This window comes from Aliiroseovarius sp. PrR006, from assembly GCF_010500215.1.
Classification (GTDB): domain Bacteria; phylum Pseudomonadota; class Alphaproteobacteria; order Rhodobacterales; family Rhodobacteraceae; genus Aliiroseovarius.
Genome location: NZ_JAAGOY010000004.1, coordinates 766,429 through 784,542, shown reverse-complemented (window position 1 = coordinate 784,542; position 18,114 = coordinate 766,429). Strand labels below are relative to the sequence as shown.

The window sequence follows — 18,114 nt, the reverse complement described above, 5'->3', positions numbered from 1 at the left end:
GCGGGGCCGGTCCAGTGCCAAGAAAGCTGACGTCGCGCGAGGCGCCTTACAGCTCTTCGATGCGGATGGCGATTGGTTCGCCATCAACCACGCCGGTTTCAGCGAAGCCCTTGATCGCAGCGTCCAGTGCGTCGCGGGTACATTTATGGGTGACGATCAATACCGGGGCAAGTTTCTCGTCATGGCTGGTCTGGCGCATCCGATTGATCGAAAGACCAGCATCACCCAGAACTGCGGCCACTTTCGCCATCGCACCGGGCTTATCAAGCAGCGACATGCGTAGGTAATAGGGCGCGGGCTTTGCGGCCTTTGCGCCGGTCACGGGGCGCAGGGTCGTCGCCGGTTGTCCGAATGTTGGAACCCGGATGCCGCGCGCAATGTCCATCACGTCACCCATCACCGCGCTGGCGGTCGGGCCTTCGCCCGCACCGGGGCCGCGCAGAACAACCTGCTCGACCGCGTCGCCTTCCACGACCACCATATTGGTGCCGCCTTCCAACTGACCCAGCGGAGAGGTTGCCGGTACTAGGCAGGGCGACATGCGCTGCTCCAGCCCACGCCCGGTCATCTGGGCCACACCCAGAAGCTTGATGCGGAAGCCCATTTCGGCAGCGTGTTCAATGTCTTCCAGCTGAATGCGTTGAATGCCTTCCAGCTCGACCGCGTCGAAATTGACCTGTGTACCAAAGGCGATCGAGGACAAGATCGACAGCTTGTGGCCAGCGTCGATGCCACCCACGTCAAGGTTCGGGTCTGCTTCCAGATAGCCCAGCTCGGCGCATTCATCGAACAGCGCGTTATAGCCGCGGCCCGTGGCCTGCATCTGGGTCAGAATGTAGTTGCAGGTGCCGTTCATCACGCCCATGACGCGGGTGATTTCGTTGCCTGCCAGACCCTCCAGCAGCGACTTGATGATCGGGATGCCCCCGGCGACGGCGGCCTCATAACGGATGCGCACGTCTGCGGCCTCGGCGGCCAACGCCAGTTCCTGTCCGTGATGGGCCAGAAGGGCTTTGTTCGCGGTGACAATGTCTTTGCCTGCGGCAATTGCAGCTTCGACCGAGTCTTTCGCCGGGCCTTCATCGCCGCCCATAAGTTCGACAAACACGTCCACATCATCGCGTTTCGCCAGCGCGACAGGATCATCTTCCCAGCCGTAGTCCGACAGGTCCACGCCACGATCCTTGTCTTTCGAACGGGCCGAAACGGCAGAGATCACCACAGGGCGTCCGGCGCGGTCTTGCAGAAGCGCGGCCTGACGGCGGATGATCTTCACGACGCCGATGCCGACGGTGCCAAGACCTGCAATTCCAAGGCGCAGGGGGGCGGTATCTGTCATGTCGGTCTCCGTCGGCTGTAATATCGTCCAGCGACGTGTATCCAAAGCAGCAACGCTGTGCAATCCACGGCTTGCGGGAGTGGCCTAATTTATTGGGTGGTGGTGTTTAGCGCCGGGCCAAGGCGGCCTGCATTTGTCCGCGCGTTTTTCCATCCACGACTGATGTTCGGCGCAAGCGGTTGGCGCGTGCGCGCAAGGCTGCTGCACGGCTGGCCAGAGATCCGGTGCCATAGTCGCTTTGATCCGTTGGAAGTTGTCCAAGGATCTCGCCCATCGACACGATCTGTGGATAGGGGGCGCTTGCCGCTGCTCCGTCTGCAAAATCCGGAATGTCAGAACAGGCCACCAGAACGCCGAACCCAAGAAACAAGCAGATCTTAAGCGGGCATGTCATGCGATGGCGGTCCTTAATGCTAACGTCACGGCGACCATAGACAGCGTGGGCTTGCGCTGCAAGGCAGCATGGCGTTCCCAGTATTTGGTGGCAAGACGTCGCGAAACGCTTGGATATGAACGATTGTTCAGTTACCAATTTCCCATGGCGCGTAAAACCGGATCACACAGCGAAATCACAGGGCCCCGCGTGCGCGCGGCGGCGCTAACCTTGTTTGCCCGCCACGGTTTTGCGGCCGTGTCGATGCGCCAAATCGCACGCGAAGTAGGCGTGCAGGCTGGAGCCTTGTACCTTTATACGAAGGACAAGCAAAGCCTGCTGTTTGACCTTATGCGCACCCATATGGACGAGCTTTTGGCCGCTTGGGCGGACGAACCCAAGGGGGAAACGGCGCTAGATGCGCTTGAGGCCTTCTCGCGGTTCCACATCCGCTTTCACCTCGAACGCCCCGATGCCGTTTTCATCGCCTATATGGAACTACGCAACCTGACCGACGAAAACTTCGCCGCGATCGAGGCGTTGCGCCGTCAGTATGAGGGCGAGCTGGAGGCGATCCTGCGCGCTGGTCAAGAGACGGGCGAGCTGGATCTCTCGGATATCCGCCTGAGTTCCATGGCGATCATTGCCATGCTGACCGGGGTAAACACCTGGTATCGCGAAGGTGGTCGTCTGTCGCGCGAAGCGGTGGCGGATCGCTATTGGGATATGGTGCGCGGGGCGGTTGGCGCATAGACTGGACTCTGCCCGCGAACGACCCGATATATAGAACATGTCTCTGCCACCCGGTTTCTTAGATGAGTTGCGTACCCGCCTCAGCCTGACACAGGTTGTTGGGCGCAAGGTCATGTGGGATCAGCGCAAGTCCAATCAGGCAAAGGGTGATATGTGGGCGCCATGCCCCTTTCATCAGGAAAAAACCGCGTCTTTTCATGTGGATGACCGAAAAGGGTTTTACTATTGCTTTGGCTGCCACGCGAAGGGCGACGCGATCAGCTTCGTGAAAGAGACCGAGAATGTCTCGTTCATCGAAGCGGTCGAAATCCTTGCGGGCGAGGCCGGGATGAAAATGCCCGCCCGCGATCCCAAGGCGCAGGAAAAGGCAGATCGACGTACGCAACTGGTCGAGGTGATGGAGATGGCGGTCAACCATTTCCGCCTGATGCTGAAGACCGGAGCAGGGGCCGAGGCGCGGAACTACCTGACCCAACGTGGGCTGGATGAAGCCGCGCTGGACCGCTGGGAAATCGGTTTTGCGCCGGATGCGTGGCAAGGGCTGTGGGATCACCTAAAAGCCAAGAATGTCGAGGATGATCTGATCCTTGGGGCAGGGCTGGCCAAACCCAGTCAGAAGGGTGGCAATCCCTATGACACGTTCCGGGGCCGCATCATGTTCCCGATCCGAGATGCGCGTGGTCGGGCGATTGCCTTTGGCGGCCGCGCGATGGATCCGAATGACAACGCGAAATACCTGAACTCGCCCGAGACCGAGCTGTTCGACAAAGGCCGCAACCTCTATAACCACGGCCCCGCCCGCGAAGCCGCTGGCAAGGGCCGGCCGCTGATCGTGGCCGAGGGCTATATGGATGTCATCGCCCTGTCCGAGGCCGGGTTCAGCGCCACAGTCGCGCCCCTTGGCACGGCGATCACCGAGGATCAGCTGCGTCTGCTTTGGCGCATCGCGCCCGAGCCGATCATTGCGCTGGATGGCGACACGGCGGGCCTGCGCGCCGCGATGCGCGTCATCGACAACGCTCTGCCGATGCTAGAGGCCGGGCAAAGCCTGCGTTTCTCGATCATGCCTGAGGGAAAAGACCCGGATGACCTGCTGAAGGAAAGCGGGACAAGTGCGATGCAAGATCTGATCGACGGGGCCATTCCCATGGTCGATCTTCTGTGGCGGCGGGAAACCGAGGGCAAAGTCTTCGACAGCCCCGAACGCAAGGCGGCGCTGGACAAGGATCTGCGCGTCGCCATCGCCCGTATTCAGGATCCGTCGATCCGCAACCATTATGGTCAAGCGATCAAAGACAAACGGTGGGAGCTATTCCGCGCCCGCCCGTCAGGGCAAGGCGGGGGTAAACGCCCGTGGCAGCCCGGCGGGAAACGTGGGTGGCAGGCAACGCCGCCCGTCTTGGCCTCGACTAAAGGTTCTGTGCTGGCCAATGCCGATGAGCGCGCGCAGGATGCCCTGCGCGAGGCGGTTATTCTCGCCATCTTGATCCGTCGTCCCGACATGCTGGATCAGGTCGAAAGCCGGATGGAGCGTTTGGATATGGTCGGCCCGGATCACGACACGCTGCTACGCTGTGTGCTGACCTCGGCGCATCATGGCGCGGAGGCGTTGGAAGAACGGCTGCTGAACAGCGTTGGGGGCGATGTGCTGGACCATCTGTTTTCGCTTAGTCACGTGCGGATCACGCCAGCTATTCGGATGAGCGATGACGACGAAATTGTCTTGGCTTGCCTGAAAGAAGAGCTGACGAAACTGGAAGCCAAGCGCGGCGTGGCGCGTGAAATTCGCGATGCCGAAGCTGATATGGATGCGTTGCCGGACGAGGGCGTCACATGGCGTCTGGGGCAGGCGGCCGAGGCGCGAAACAACGCGCTGCGCAGCCAGACAGAAGACAAAACCACCTATGAAGTGGCCGACAATGGGTCGCTGATGGACCGCGAAGAACGCGATGCCTTGGATGCATTGCTGGCGCAGATCGACCCCACCAAGGGAAAAAGTCACTGAAGCGCACGACAGGCCCTGCCGTCTGCTTGCAAACACCGCATAAAGCACCCACCTTACATCTGTGGACGAATCACTGATTCGAATCAGGACCGTTCAACCCGAATCACCCAAGCGCGGGTGGCCGATGACAGGGGACGCTCTGTCAGGATAAATCGGTCCCAACCCGCGCCTTTCGTGCAAGGAGAGCCCATGGCTGCCAAAGACACCGCCAACGATCAAAAAGACGAGCAGCACGCCGAGCCAATGACGGACATGTCGCAAGCTGCGGTCAAAAAAATGATCGCCGAAGCGCGCGAGCGTGGCTACATCACCTATGATCAGCTTAATCAGGTGCTTCCGCCTGAACAGGTCAGCTCGGAACAGATCGAAGACGTGATGTCGATGCTGTCCGAGATGGGCATCAACATCATCGAAGATGAAGAGGCGGAAGAGGAAGAGAAGGGCTCGACCGAAGTCGTCGTGAAAAACGCGGGCGGCGAAGTGGCCGTTGCGGGCGCCGAGACCGAAAAGCTTGACCGCACCGACGACCCGGTCCGCATGTATCTGCGCGAAATGGGCTCGGTCGAATTGCTCAGCCGTGAAGGCGAGATCGCGATTGCCAAGCGGATCGAGGCTGGCCGCAATACGATGATCGCCGGTCTGTGTGAAAGTCCGCTGACCTTCCAGGCCATCACCATCTGGCGCGAAGAACTTCTGAACGAAGATATTCTGCTGCGCGACGTGATCGACCTTGATGCGACCTTTGGCAATCAGCTGGACGACGACGAGGAAGAAGAGGTCACTCCAGCTGCCAACGGTGCCGCACCGAGTGCCGAGAAGAAAGAGAAGGCGCAGGAACTCGACGCCGACGGCAATCCGATCAACAACGACGACGACGATGATGACGAGGATGAAGCCGCCAACATGTCGCTGGCAGCAATGGAAGCCGCGCTGAAGCCGCGCGTGCTTGAGACCCTTGAACTGATTGCGCGTGATTACGAGATGCTGTCGGAAATGCAGGATCTGCGGATGTCCGCGACCCTGAACGAAGACGACAGCTTCTCGAAGAAGGAAGAGGGTGCTTATCAGAAGCTGCGCTCGGAAATCGTCGAGCTGGTGAACGAGCTTCACCTGCACAACAACCGTATCGAAGCACTGGTCGACCAGCTTTACGGTATCAACCGCCGCATCATGTCGATCGACTCGTCGATGGTGAAACTGGCTGACCAAGCCCGCATTAACCGCCGCGAGTTCATCGAAGCCTATCGTGGTCGCGAGCTGGACCCGACATGGCTGGACGAGATGGGCGAGAAGACTGGCCGTGCATGGCAAAGCTTCATTGAACGCTCGACCGACAAGGTTGAAAAACTGCGCGGTGACATGGCCCAAGTTGGTCAATATGTCGGCGTCGACATCCCCGAATTCCGCCGCATCGTGCAGCAGGTTCAAAAGGGTGAAAAAGAAGCGCGTCAGGCCAAGAAGGAAATGGTGGAAGCCAACCTGCGTCTGGTGATCTCGATTGCGAAGAAATACACCAACCGTGGCCTGCAATTCCTTGACCTTATTCAGGAAGGTAACATCGGCCTGATGAAGGCGGTGGACAAATTCGAATATCGTCGCGGTTATAAGTTCTCGACCTATGCGACGTGGTGGATCCGTCAGGCGATCACGCGCTCGATTGCCGACCAAGCCCGCACGATCCGCATCCCGGTCCACATGATCGAAACGATCAACAAGCTGGTCCGCACCGGCCGCCAGATGCTGCACGAGATCGGCCGCGAGCCGACGCCGGAAGAACTGGCCGAGAAGCTGCAGATGCCGCTTGAGAAGGTCCGCAAGGTGATGAAGATCGCCAAGGAACCGATCTCTCTTGAGACGCCAATTGGCGACGAGGAAGATAGCCAGTTGGGCGATTTCATCGAGGATAAGAATGCCGTGCTACCGCTGGACAGCGCCATTCAGGAAAACCTCAAAGAGACCACGACTCGGGTTTTGGCGTCGCTCACCCCGCGTGAAGAACGTGTTCTGCGGATGCGTTTTGGCATCGGCATGAATACTGATCACACGCTGGAAGAAGTGGGCCAGCAGTTCAGCGTGACCCGCGAACGGATCCGTCAGATCGAGGCGAAGGCGCTGCGCAAGCTGAAGCACCCCAGCCGATCGCGCAAGTTGCGGTCATTCTTGGATCAGTAAGGCCACGAGCTTGAAATCTAATTGGAAACGCCCTGCGTCATGCGGGGCGTTTTTCGTTTCGAGGTAGGGAAAGGTGCACGGTATAGGGCCGAAATTAAGCTCGGTCCCTGCGACGCAGTGCCGAAATAGTGCCTCTTTCCCTTCGCCGGTCGCGCCATAGAACAGATTGTTTCCATTTGATTTTGGAAAAACACGTTAAACGGTTTTGAATTTTGGTCATTTTGTGGCACAAATGTGGCGGGGAATACTCTCGCCAGTATATTTTTGCTGGCATAACGCTGGGTGGATTTGATGAATTATGTTGTGAGGGAAAAACCATTGGCCCTTGTGCCTGAGTGGCAAGTCGCTGAGCCGTCAAAGTGGAAGTTCGCGAAACAGGCGCGAGTATCAGTGCGTCTGGGGCGCAAACTTGCGCTGAAAAAACTGGAAAAACGCAAGCAAGCCGGACAGGCGGTCAAGCGACCGTCCTACTCGGCTTTGTAGTCCGGTCAGGCGGCTCTGAAACCGACCAAGAGATGGGACATGGCGCTAGGGCGTTGTGACGTGGGTGCTTGGTCGGGTAAGAAAAAACCAGCGTCGTTTTAGGCGCTGGTTTTTCTGTTTTGCGGGGACACATGGCCGGTTTGTTCGAGATTCCAACCAAAGGGCAAGGCCTCTACGAGTTCACCCCTCAGGTGCAAGGCTGGCTGCGAGGGCAGGGGACGGATGAGGGGCTGGTGACGCTGTTTGTGCGCCACACCTCGTGTTCGCTGTTGATCCAAGAAAATGCAGACCCTGAAGTTCAGACTGACCTTCGTAATTTTTTTCACCGATTGGTTCCGCCGACGACGGATCCGTCTATGTCCTATCTGACGCATACATATGAAGGGCCGGACGACATGCCAGCGCATATTAAAGCAGCCATGATGCCCGTCAGCTTGTCGATCCCTGTCACCAATGGCCGCTTGGCCTTGGGAACATGGCAAGGGATCTATCTGTTCGAGCATCGCAACGCATCACACCAGCGGCAAGTCGTGGCACATCTGTCGTAATGACAGGCAATATAGGCCCTTATCTTGGGGCGTGGGATTTACCCCTACACAAGACCTAGAGGCTGCCCTATAGTGCCTGTGGATAAGTGGTCACCGCCACACCAACGGGGAACAGTGAAGAAAAGGGGGCGCCCATGCGCTGTCCGTTTTGCGGAAATATCGACACTCAGGTGAAAGACAGCCGACCGGCCGAAGATCACGTGGCGATCCGGCGTCGCCGGTTTTGCCCGGCATGCGGAGGGCGCTTCACGACCTACGAGCGCGTGCAGCTACGCGATCTGGTGGTGATCAAATCGAACGGTCGCCGCGAAGATTTCGACCGCGAGAAGCTTGAGCGTTCGATCCGCATTTCGATGCAGAAACGTCCTGTTGAACCGGAACGCATTGATCAGATGATCTCGGGTATCGTACGCCGATTGGAAAGCATGGGCGAGACGGACATTCCGTCGAAAACTATTGGCGAGATCGTGATGGAGGCCCTGGCCCGGATCGACACCGTCGCCTATGTGCGGTTTGCCAGTGTTTACAAGAACTTCCAGGCCGCAGATGATTTCGACAAATTCGTTAGCGAACTGCGCCCGGATATCCCCACAGAAGACGAGTAACCGTCGATGATGTCGCAGAATTCAGGCGCGGATCTCCGGTATATGCGCCTGGCCCTGTCGCTTGCGCGGCGCGGGCTTGGGCGCGTTTGGCCGAACCCTGCCGTGGGCTGTGTGATTGTGCGAGATGGACGCATTGTCGGGCGGGGTTGGACCCAGCCGGGCGGGCGTCCCCATGCCGAGGTCGTGGCGCTGGCGCAGGCAGGCGATGCCGCCCGCGGCGCGACCGCTTATGTCACGCTGGAGCCTTGCGCCCATCACGGGAAAACGCCGCCTTGTGCCGCGGCTCTGATCGCCGCGGGTATCGTGCGCGTGGTCTGCGCGCTGGGTGATCCTGATCCGCGCGTGGATGGGGGCGGGTTTGATATGCTGCGCGCCGCTGGGATCGAGGTCGTCACCGGGTTGTGCGAAGCCGACGCACGTGCCGATCAGGCCGGGTTCCTCAGCCGTGTCACGCGTGGCCGTCCGATGTTGACCCTGAAACTGGCCAGCAGCTTTGACGGGCGGATCGCCACGGCCAGCGGCGAAAGCCAGTGGATCACGGGGCCAGAGGCGCGGCGCCATGTGCATGCCATGCGTGCCAGCCATGATGCGGTGATGGTCGGGGCAGGGACTGCGCGTGATGATGATCCCTCGCTGACGGTGCGCGGGCTGGGCGTGGATCACCAGCCGGTGCGTGTGGTGCTGTCCCGCCATTTGGACTTGCCTTTGGACAGTCAGCTTGGCCGTACAGCACGCGAGGTGCCCGTTTGGATCTGCCACGGACGCCGTGCCGCGCCCGAGTTGATTGCAGCGTGGAAGGGGATGGGCGCCGAATTGATTGAGGTGGACGAGGTTCAGGCGACGCTCGACCCGGCCTCGGTTCTGCTGGCTCTAGGAGACCGCGGGTTGACCCGCGTCTATTGCGAAGGGGGTGGGGGGCTTGCGGCCTCGCTTCTGGTGGCGGGCTTGGTCGATGAGCTTGTGGGCTATGGGGCCGGTCTGGCGATTGGGGCCGAGGGCCGCCCGTCGCTGGCCGCGATGGGGCTAAGCCGTCTGGCGGAAGCGCCCCGGTTCGATTTGGTGGAATGTCGCGATATTGGTGGTGACGTACTGCACCGTTGGAGGCGGAAAGCCTAGCGCCACATATAGGTGTAGCTGGCGAACACTCCTTGTAGCTTTGCCAACACCCGCGTGCCACGTCGCCCTTTGGGGACCTCGCCCGAGGCCAGCCGGTCCACCACGACCTCGACCGGGCAGGCGCTTTTCGTGATGGGATCGAAATAGCGCGGATAGTCGATCAGGACGGCGTGGGTCAGCGCGATCAGGTCTGGTCGGGCCGTCCGCCGCTCTGGCAGCTGTCCCAGATCCGTGGTCAGCCCCCAGCCTGCATAGAACGGTGCGCCCAGACAGGTGACAGGCACGCCGCGCAGCAACGCTTCGAACCCCATGGTCGAGGTCATGGTCCACAGCGCGTCCACATGCTCCAGAAGTGCAATTGGGTCGGCCTGATCGGCGATCAGGTCGGCGTATTGCACAGCCTCGTCCGGCGCAATGCGCCCGGCGCGCAGGCCTGCTTCCACATCCGGGTGCGGCTTATAGATGATCACAGCCTCGGGATTGTCCCCGCGTGCGCGTTTCAGCAGGTCCAGATTGGTCGAGACCTCCGACGTGCCCAACCTGATCGAGGCATCGTCCTCGACCTGACCCGGCACCAGAATGCGCACGCCTTTGGGCAGGTTGCCCAAACCAGCGGGCAGGGGGCGATCCAGATTGTACTTCCCCAACCGGTTTTCTGTGATCCGAGCGATCAGGCGCGTAGCGCGGTCGCGGGCATGGTCAGGCAGCGCGGTCGCTGCCGCGATGTGGTGCTCTAATCGGCTTTCGCGGGTTGGGTCGTAGTAGATGCCCAAATCATCGCGCACCAAGGACAGGGGCGGCACAAGTTCCGCCCCCAATCCGCGCGAGCGCAGGAAGCCATCCTCGATGCGCAGCGGTGGGCGCTGCGATCCGTGGGCAGGCTCTTCCTTGCCGGCCCAGACCATCAAGGGACGTTGCAGCGTCTCGGCCCCGTCCGCTGCGCGCGCGGCATTGTCGTCGAATACCATCGCCGGGTCGGCCTTGAAGAACTCGGCCAAGGGGCGGCGCTTCCATAGGCGCATGCCGCTGGCGACATAGCCCTGATGGTCCTCGCGCCACGCGCGGGCGCGGGCATCGAGCGTATCGAGCATCTGCTCGATCTCGCACAATTTGTCGCGATAGGGATCGTACCACGTGGGATAAAGCATCATCGCACCCGCAAACAGCTGCGCACGGGTCAGATTGCGACCGCGCCGGTTTACTGGAAGCCGATCCTCGGTCAGACCCCAGCCGGCGTAAAAGGGCTGTCCAAACACGTGGGGCTTATGCCCGGCCAGAATGGCCTCGAACCCCATGCCTGAGCTGACGGTATAGACGGCCATTGCGCCGTCCAGCAGCGCCCAAGGACTGACGGGGGCCGAAATCAGCTTCACCTGATCGTTCTCGTCCTCAGGCCCGTAGTGGCCAGAGCGATGCCCCGCCTGCGTCTCGGGGTGGGTTTTGATCAGGATGCGGGCGTGCGGATGTTCCAGACGCGCGGCGACCAGCATGTCGCGGAAGGTTGCGTCCGTCGCGCCGCCATAGCGGATCGAGGCATCCCCCGCGGTCTGATCAAGCACCAACACATAGGGCGCATCGGGTACGGGCAGGTCGGGGTGGAAGGCGTTGTATTTCGATAGATGCCCGGACTTAATTCGCGTGATTGCCGTCCGCGCCCGGTTCAGAAGGGCGCTGTCATCCAGCGGGTCGTGTTTCAGGATCTGCTCAAGCCGTGACGGCGCCGATCCGTCGAAATGCACCCCCAGATCGTCCAGTATCAGCCCCAAGGGCGGCTCGCCGGAACGGCCGGGGAGGACTGAGCGCAGGAAGGCATCCTCGACCCTGAGAACTGGATTTTTCTTGCGGGCGGCCACAGCCTCGCCCCGTCCCGAGGTCGGGCTTTTGCCCCACGTCCCAACCCAATCTCCATCGCCCGGAAGGCCAAGCCGGATCTGCCAGCCTGCAAGATCAAGGATACGCTTCACGCGCGGTTGGGTCAGGAACCCGCCATTGTAAACGAAAAGCCGCCGGGGCTGTGATGACCCGGCGGCTGTCTGTGTCTTGATGTCGTCGGTCACGGGCTGTGGCCCGATTACTCGGTCAGGCTTTGGTTCAGGGCCGCGATGGACCCCGCCGTGGACAGCGAACCGGTCAGGGCCGACAGGACCTTGGTCCACTGGGTATAGGGCGCATCGGTGATATACACCGTGTCGCCGTCGCGGATCCCGAAATCGCGGGCCAGGAACAAGCCGTTGGTGCCGGTCAGATCGAGAACATAGATCATGCGCTGCGGCGCGCTCAGATCCGTGCGTCCCAGAACCGAATTGGCGATCTCCGCGCTTTCATCACGCAGCACGAACACCCCCTTGGGATCAGCTGCAGCACCGGACAAGCCGCCGACCTGCGCGATGGCCTCGACAGCCGACAGGGTCTGGCTGGCAAAACCGACGCGTTTTTGCGCGCCGGTTGCGCCAAGGGCTGTGAAGGTGCGGGGGTCGGCCTCGACCAGGATGCGGTCGCCACCGCGCAGGGCAATGTCCATCTGCGGGTATTTGAACAGGTCTTCGAACCAGATCTCGCCCACTTTCGCGCCGCGGATCACTTTGACCTTGGCAATCTCAGGCTCGATCGAGACACCGCCGGCACGCGCCAGCATGGCGTTCAGCGTGCGGGTGGGGCGTTCAATCGGATAGACGCCTTGGCCGCCGACCGAACCGGTGACCGACACGGTGGCCCCATCACCGGCGGTGCGACGCACGGTGACTTGCGGGTCGGGCGTTTGCTCGGCCAGTTTGCGGGTGATGATACGGCGAATGGCCTCGGGAGAATTGCCAGCGGCTTTCACACGGCCTGCGTAGGGAATGAAGATATAGCCTTCGCCGTCGACCTGCACATGCTCAAGCGCGGCAGGGGCCCCTGCGGTGGTCAGGATACCGTCTTCAACGTTCTCCCAGATCGAGATGGTCAGCGTGTCGCCGGCCCGAATCGTGTCCGATCCAACCAGCGCGCGGTTCTGGAATTCCGGGCTGAATCCAAGGGGCGGAACAACGGCCGTGGCACGGGTGACGTGGTCAGTAACGACCACGACATGCGCATTGCCTTGCTTCTCGATCGAGCCAGCATAAAGCTCTTGCTTGGTCGGGCCGGTGCGGGGCAGTCCACAGGCGCCGAGCGCAATAACGACCGATGCCAAGATCAAGTGCTTGGCCCAATTGGATATTTTTGCTGTCACTGCCCGTCCACCATACATGGAATTATGATTCATTTTCCGAAAGTTAGCGTGACTGGGATGAATTTTCCAGAAAAGGGACCGTTAGGTTACTTGACCACGCTCAACTGTTGCCGAGGTGCCGCTGTTCCCCGCTCTAGCGCCTGATAGGGGGCGTCAGGTGCCAGCATCATATCAACCACCTGACGCAACAATTGTCGCCGCCCGCGCGAAGAATAAAAACCGCCTGCAACCTGACTGGTCTCGAGAAGGAAGTGCCGGTAGTCGCGATAGGCGCGTTTGTCAGGTCGGGTGGGGATGTCAAAGAACTCGGGCAGCGGCTGTTCCGACACGAATTCAGGCTTGGCGTAGACCGCGTTTCCGAACAGCTTCAGGGGCAGCCCGCGCCACAGGACTTGCTGGGCGGCGGTCGAGTTGATCGTCACGGCAGAACGTGCGTGATCCAGAAGCTTGGCTAGCTTGCCGCCACGTACATAGTGGACGCGATCGTTAATGCCATAGGCCTGCGCAAGCCTGCGAATTTCGCGCCGTTGCGGAACGCGCCCATCTTCCAGCGGATGCGCTTTGAAGACCAGATGGTGATGCGTTGGTGCCCCGTCGGCAAAGCCTGCGATCACCAGCTCAAGAAACTCTGTCATCGTGGTGAAAGGACTGTGCATCTGGAAGCTTGAATCATGCTCCAGCTGCAGGAGGGCCAGATGGTACGGGAAGCCTCCATAGCGGATCCGAAAAGTGGCCGAGATGCGATCTGCAGCGATGACGGGCATTAAGACAAGGCGCTGAAGATACAAAAGAAACTCTTTTCCAACACCGATTGAGCGGTGGGGTTTGAAATTGCGATAGCGCTGGTTCAGGAACATGACAAACCAGTGATAGAGCGCGCCATAGAAAACGTGATGGCGCATGTCGCCCCAATGGGCAGGGGCTTCGGGCATATCCGGTTCGGCGTCTTCAAGAATGCGCTGCATCTGAGGGACATCGTAGTCCATCAGGCGCGAATTTCCGTTAGAGCCGTCCCGTTCATAGGTCACCCAATAGGGACGCAGATAGCCTTCTTCGAAGACATGAATGGTCAGCCCCTGTTCGTGCGCCCGTTCAATGGCTTGGGCGTGGATGGGGCGCGTGTCACCGTAAAGTATGATGTCGGTGATGCCGTGTTTCGTAACAATCTGATCGAACTGGTTGATCCACTGGTCGTGCGTCGCAGTGAACGGAATGTAGGTCGATTTGTCAGACCAGAATGCCTGATCACCACGGTTAAACCCAACGCGCCACACCTTCGCCCCAGAGCGCCCAAGCATCTTTGCCAATTGCCCGAAGAAAGGCCCGTGCGGACCTTGCAGGAACAGGAAGTTTCGGTTTTCGCCTGTGATGCGCGCCATGCCTGCCAATCACCAAATTATTTCGAGCGTTAATCGCCTTATAGGCCTACAAAATAGGGTTGCAGGGGAATTAACAATGGCTTGCGGCAAAATTTGGGCCGTGCAGGGAAATTTATCGACCGATGAGGATTGGCCTGCGCGATGTATCTTGGCTTCAATCCGGGCCACGTTTCCGCTACAGCAGAACCACCAACCCGATGCAGGAGGCGACATGTTCACTGGGATCATCACCGATGTAGGGCGCGTAGAGGCGCTGGAGCAAGCAGGCGACATGCGTGCACGGATCGTGACCGCGTATGATACAGCTGGAATTGATCTGGGGGCGTCGATTGCCTCGGACGGCGTGTGCCTGACGGTCGTTGCAATGGGCGACAATTGGTATGACGTTGATATCTCGGCGGAAACTGTCTCGAAAACCAATTTGGGTGATTGGGCTGTTGGCCGTCGTGTGAATCTGGAGCGTGCCCTGAAGGTCGGGGACGAGCTAGGCGGGCATATCGTGTCCGGTCATGTGGATGGCGTGGCCGAGATCGTGTCAATGCATGTTGAAGGCGACAGCACCCGCGTACGCTTCCGGGCACCGTCGGAACTGGCACGATTCATTGCGCCGAAAGGCTCGGTGGCTCTGAACGGCACCTCGCTGACCGTGAACGAGGTCGAAGGTGACGAGTTTGGCGTGAACCTGATTTCGCACACCAAAGAGGTGACGAATTGGGGGCAGGCGCAGGTTGGGGATCGCATCAACCTCGAGATCGATACATTGGCACGTTACGTCGCCCGGCTGGCAGATTACGGACAGTCTTGAATTCCGTTTGGCGTGATCTTTGTTTGAAATATTCGTATATGGGCATATGATTGGCGAAAATCCCTTCTGACGGAGATCGCCCATGTCCCTTATTCGCCCCACTCGCCGTGACCTTTTGCGCTTGGCCTCGGTTGCGCCTGCTTTCGCCATGCCTGCCGCCGCGCGGGCCATGTTGGGTGCGCCAACGGACGGAAATCCGGCACATTTCAGTTTCACGCTGGGGCAGGCGAAAATCACCATCGTCTCGGACGGCTATTTCACCTTGCCCTTCGGTGGGCAGGCGATGAATGCGCCGGAAGAAGAAAAGCTGGCCTTCATGGCAGAGCACTACATCGACCCCGAGGTCGGCTACTCCCACACAAACCACATGTATATCGAGCTGGGCGACGCCAAGGTTTTGGTCGACGTCGGGTCGGGCACACGCTGGTTCGATACAACGGGACGGCTAATGGAGAACTTAGAGGCCGCCGGGATTGACCCCTATGGGATTACGCATGTCGCCATCACCCATGCACATCCTGATCATATCTGGGGTATTCGCGACGATTTCGACGAGCCGATCATCCCGGACGCTGAATACGTGATGGGGCAGGCCGAGCATACGCATTGGCTTCAAGACGGTCTGGTCGATCGTGTGGCGCCGGAAGATCAACAGTTTGTGCTGGGAGCGGTGAACTCGATCAATGCCGAGGGTCTGGAATGGACCCTAGCGTCGAATGATCACGAGATTGCGCCGGGCATCCGTATGATCGACACGCCGGGCCATACGCCGGGGCACATGTCGGTGGCGGTGGAAAGCGACGGCCAGCAACTAATCGCGCTTGGCGATTGTATGACCCACGCCATCCTGAACTTCGCGCATCCCGAATGGTACTCGGGCCGCGATTCAGACGGGGCGCAGGTCGGGGTTACACGTAACCGCCTGCTTGATATGGCGGCCACGGACCGGATCGCGGTTCTGGGCTATCACTTCCCGTTCCCCGGTGTGGGTCATGTGCGCCGCGACGGGGACGCCTATCAGTTTGTCCCGGCGCTTTGGCAGTTCTAGACCGTTTTCGTGACGTCTTGGTGCCGTTTCCCGCCGCCTTTGGGCTGGCATTGAGCGCGCGCCTGCGCTACTCAGCCCCGAGCCTGAAGGGGAACGCGCCATGTCTGAAAGCACCACATACGAAACACCCGGTCCGGTCGAAGCCGGATTGTCCGATGCCATCGCCTCGGCGGAAGAGATCATTGCCGAAGCCCGCGCGGGTCGGATCTATATTCTTGTGGACCATGAGGACCGCGAAAACGAAGGTGACTTCGTCATTCCCGCCGATGCCTGTGATGCGGCGGCTGTGAATTTCATGGCCACCCATGGCCGCGGGTTGATCTGTCTGCCGATGGAAGCCAAGCGAGTGGACGAGCTGGGCCTGCCGATGATGGCGATGCACAACTCTTCGCGTCACGAAACTGCGTTCACCGTGTCGATTGAAGCGCGTGAAGGCGTGTCAACGGGCATTTCCGCCGCCGATCGCGCGCTGACCGTGGCGACTGCGATCAACCCCGAGAACGGCCCGGCCGAGATCGCGACCCCCGGACACGTCTTCCCGCTGCGCGCGCGCAACGGTGGTGTGCTGGTGCGTGCCGGTCACACCGAAGCTGCCGTGGACATCTCGCGCCTTGCGGGCCGCAACCCCTCGGGCGTGATTTGCGAGATTATGAACGAAGACGGTACCATGGCGCGCCTGCCGGAACTGGTTGAAATCGCCAAGAAACACGCGATCAAGATCGGCACGATCTCGGACCTGATCGCCTATCGCCGCCGCCACGACAACCTTGTGCGTGAGACAGGTCGCGAGACCATTACCTCGGAATTCGGTGGTGAATGGGAGATGCGCATCTTCACCGATATGACGCACGAGATCGAGCACGTAGTGCTGATCAAGGGCGACATCACCACAGACGAGCCGGTGCTGGTCCGTACCCATGCCCTGCAAGAAGCGCAGGACGTGCTGGGCCTTGGCCCGAAACCTGCAGACGAGCTGCCGCGTGCAATGCAGATCATCGCGGATGAGGGTCGGGGCGTTGTCTGCCTCTTCCGCGAACCGCGCAAGACGCTGCACGCGGACGAAGAAGAAGGCCCGCGGACCGTGCGCCAGATCGGTCTTGGCTCGCAAATCCTGTCGACTTTGGGCCTGAACGAGATGGTTCTTTTGACCGACAGCCCCGAAACCCGCTATGTGGGTCTGGACGCTTATGGGCTGACCATCACCGCGACCCGCCCCATTCAGAAGGACTGAAACATGGCCACCGCAGAACAGCATTACATTCTGGACCGCCCAAGCTTTGACAAGCCGGTGAAAATCCTGATCGTTGTCGCGCCATACTATAAGGACATCGCCGACAATCTGGTCGCGGGCGCCAAGGCCGAGATCGAGGCGGTTGGTGGCACGTGGGATCTGGTGGAAGTGCCCGGTGCGCTGGAAGTGCCCACGGCGATTTCGATGGCCGACCGCCTGTCGAATTTCGACGGCTACGTTGCGCTGGGCTGCGTGATCCGGGGCGAGACCACGCATTATGAAACCGTCTGCAACGACAGTTCGCGCGCCATTCAGCTGATGGGGCTCAATGGGCTGTGCATCGGTAACGGTATTCTGACCGTGGAAAACCGCCCGCAGGCTGAAGTGCGCGCCGACGTGAATGACCAAAATAAAGGTGGCGGAGCAGCCGCTGCGGCCTTGCATCTTGTCGCGCTTTCGCGCAAATGGGCCTCCGCAAGCAAGGGGGTCGGCTTCAAGTCGATCTCGGATTCGATCAAGCTTGCTGGTGATACGAAGGATACCCCAACCGCATGACGCTTTCCGGCAACCAGAAACGCAAGATGAAATCCGCCGCCCGCTTGTTCGCGGTGCAGGCGCTGTTTCAGATGGAGGCCGCGGGCCAGACCATGGACCGCGTGATGGTCGAGTTCGAAGACCACCGCTTTGGCGAAGAGTTCGACGACTACACCATGGCCGAGGGCGATAGCCGCCTGTTCCGCAAGCTGGTGGGCGACGCTGTGAACCATCAGGCCAAGATTGACCAGTTGACCGACCGCGCGTTGGTGGCCAAATGGCCGATCGCACGGATCGACCCGACCTTGCGCGCACTGTTCCGCGCTGCTGGTGCCGAAATGGTTGAGGGCGACACCCCGCCGAAAGTGGTGATCACCGAGTACGTGGACGTCGCGCGTGCGTTCTTCCCGGAAGGGGACGAAGCGAAGTTCACCAACGCGGTTCTGGATCACATGGCCCGCGAGGTAAAGCCCGAGGCGTTTTAAGCTCCGGCGAGATCAACAGCTTCCAGA

The 18,114-nt window shown here is 60.2% G+C and carries 16 protein-coding genes; 11 read left to right on the top strand and 5 right to left on the bottom strand.

Translation table 11 applies throughout. The annotated features are described in order from the left end of the window. Positions 1-46: 46 nt before the first annotated feature. Positions 47-1,339 (bottom strand): homoserine dehydrogenase, encoded by a 1,293-nt coding sequence (locus tag G0Q00_RS03855; protein WP_163036559.1) that lies wholly within the window; start codon positions 1,337-1,339, stop codon positions 47-49. A 106-nt stretch (positions 1,340-1,445) separates the two neighbouring features. Further along, positions 1,446-1,733, bottom strand: a complete 288-nt coding sequence (locus G0Q00_RS03850) for a hypothetical protein (protein WP_163036557.1) — start codon at positions 1,731-1,733, stop codon at positions 1,446-1,448. A gap of 144 nt (positions 1,734-1,877) precedes the next feature. Between G0Q00_RS03850 and G0Q00_RS03845 the strand changes: the two genes are divergently transcribed. From G0Q00_RS03845 to ribD, 6 genes are all read left to right on the top strand, one after another. Then, positions 1,878-2,465, top strand: coding sequence for a TetR/AcrR family transcriptional regulator (locus G0Q00_RS03845; protein WP_163036555.1), 588 nt, complete (start codon positions 1,878-1,880; stop codon positions 2,463-2,465). 37 nt (positions 2,466-2,502) lie between these two features. Next, positions 2,503-4,470, top strand: coding sequence for a DNA primase (gene dnaG, locus G0Q00_RS03840; protein ID WP_163036553.1), 1,968 nt, complete (start codon positions 2,503-2,505; stop codon positions 4,468-4,470). Between the two features lie 189 nt (positions 4,471-4,659). Further along, positions 4,660-6,642, top strand: coding sequence for an RNA polymerase sigma factor RpoD (rpoD, locus tag G0Q00_RS03835; RefSeq protein WP_163036551.1), 1,983 nt, complete (start codon positions 4,660-4,662; stop codon positions 6,640-6,642). 614 nt (positions 6,643-7,256) lie between these two features. After that, complete coding sequence (locus tag G0Q00_RS03830) at positions 7,257-7,673, top strand: secondary thiamine-phosphate synthase enzyme YjbQ (RefSeq protein ID WP_163036549.1); 417 nt, start codon at positions 7,257-7,259, stop codon at positions 7,671-7,673. 134 nt (positions 7,674-7,807) lie between these two features. Next, a complete protein-coding gene (gene nrdR / locus G0Q00_RS03825; protein ID WP_163036547.1) occupies positions 7,808-8,278 on the top strand; it encodes a transcriptional regulator NrdR in 471 nt (156 codons plus the stop codon). Between the two features lie 9 nt (positions 8,279-8,287). Continuing rightward, positions 8,288-9,394: a bifunctional diaminohydroxyphosphoribosylaminopyrimidine deaminase/5-amino-6-(5-phosphoribosylamino)uracil reductase RibD gene (gene ribD / locus G0Q00_RS03820; RefSeq protein ID WP_239058315.1), complete on the top strand. Its 1,107-nt coding sequence runs from the start codon at positions 8,288-8,290 to the stop codon at positions 9,392-9,394. Here ribD and G0Q00_RS03815 read toward each other — a convergent pair. The 3 genes from G0Q00_RS03815 to G0Q00_RS03805 form a co-directional block, all read right to left on the bottom strand. After that, on the bottom strand, positions 9,391-11,451 hold the full coding sequence (locus G0Q00_RS03815; RefSeq protein ID WP_370458530.1) for a capsular polysaccharide biosynthesis protein: 2,061 nt from the start codon (positions 11,449-11,451) through the stop codon (positions 9,391-9,393). The genes ribD and G0Q00_RS03815 overlap by 4 nt on opposite strands. Positions 11,452-11,465: 14 nt before the next feature. Beyond that, positions 11,466-12,566 (bottom strand): polysaccharide biosynthesis/export family protein, encoded by a 1,101-nt coding sequence (locus G0Q00_RS03810; RefSeq protein ID WP_239058314.1) that lies wholly within the window; start codon positions 12,564-12,566, stop codon positions 11,466-11,468. A gap of 125 nt (positions 12,567-12,691) precedes the next feature. Beyond that, a complete protein-coding gene (locus G0Q00_RS03805; protein WP_163036545.1) occupies positions 12,692-13,984 on the bottom strand; it encodes a capsule biosynthesis protein in 1,293 nt (430 codons plus the stop codon). A gap of 211 nt (positions 13,985-14,195) precedes the next feature. On the opposite strand from G0Q00_RS03805, the gene G0Q00_RS03800 reads away from it, so the two are divergent. The 5 genes from G0Q00_RS03800 to nusB all read left to right on the top strand — a co-directional run bounded on the left by G0Q00_RS03800 (position 14,196) and on the right by nusB (position 18,087). Beyond that, a complete protein-coding gene (locus G0Q00_RS03800) occupies positions 14,196-14,789 on the top strand; it encodes a riboflavin synthase (RefSeq protein WP_163036544.1) in 594 nt (197 codons plus the stop codon). An 82-nt stretch (positions 14,790-14,871) separates the two neighbouring features. Next, positions 14,872-15,837 carry an MBL fold metallo-hydrolase gene (locus tag G0Q00_RS03795; protein ID WP_163036542.1) on the top strand — a complete coding sequence of 322 codons (966 nt, stop codon included), beginning with the start codon at positions 14,872-14,874 and terminating at the stop codon, positions 15,835-15,837. 100 nt (positions 15,838-15,937) lie between these two features. Continuing rightward, positions 15,938-17,068, top strand: coding sequence for a 3,4-dihydroxy-2-butanone-4-phosphate synthase (gene ribB, locus G0Q00_RS03790; RefSeq protein WP_163036540.1), 1,131 nt, complete (start codon positions 15,938-15,940; stop codon positions 17,066-17,068). 3 nt (positions 17,069-17,071) lie between these two features. Next, positions 17,072-17,623, top strand: a complete 552-nt coding sequence (locus tag G0Q00_RS03785) for a 6,7-dimethyl-8-ribityllumazine synthase (protein WP_163036538.1) — start codon at positions 17,072-17,074, stop codon at positions 17,621-17,623. Next, the gene (gene nusB, locus G0Q00_RS03780) at positions 17,620-18,087 is read left to right on the top strand and encodes a transcription antitermination factor NusB (protein ID WP_163036536.1); all 468 of its coding nucleotides are present in this window, start codon (positions 17,620-17,622) and stop codon (positions 18,085-18,087) included. The genes G0Q00_RS03785 and nusB overlap by 4 nt, the downstream gene beginning before the upstream one ends. The last annotated feature ends 27 nt before the right edge of the window (positions 18,088-18,114 follow it).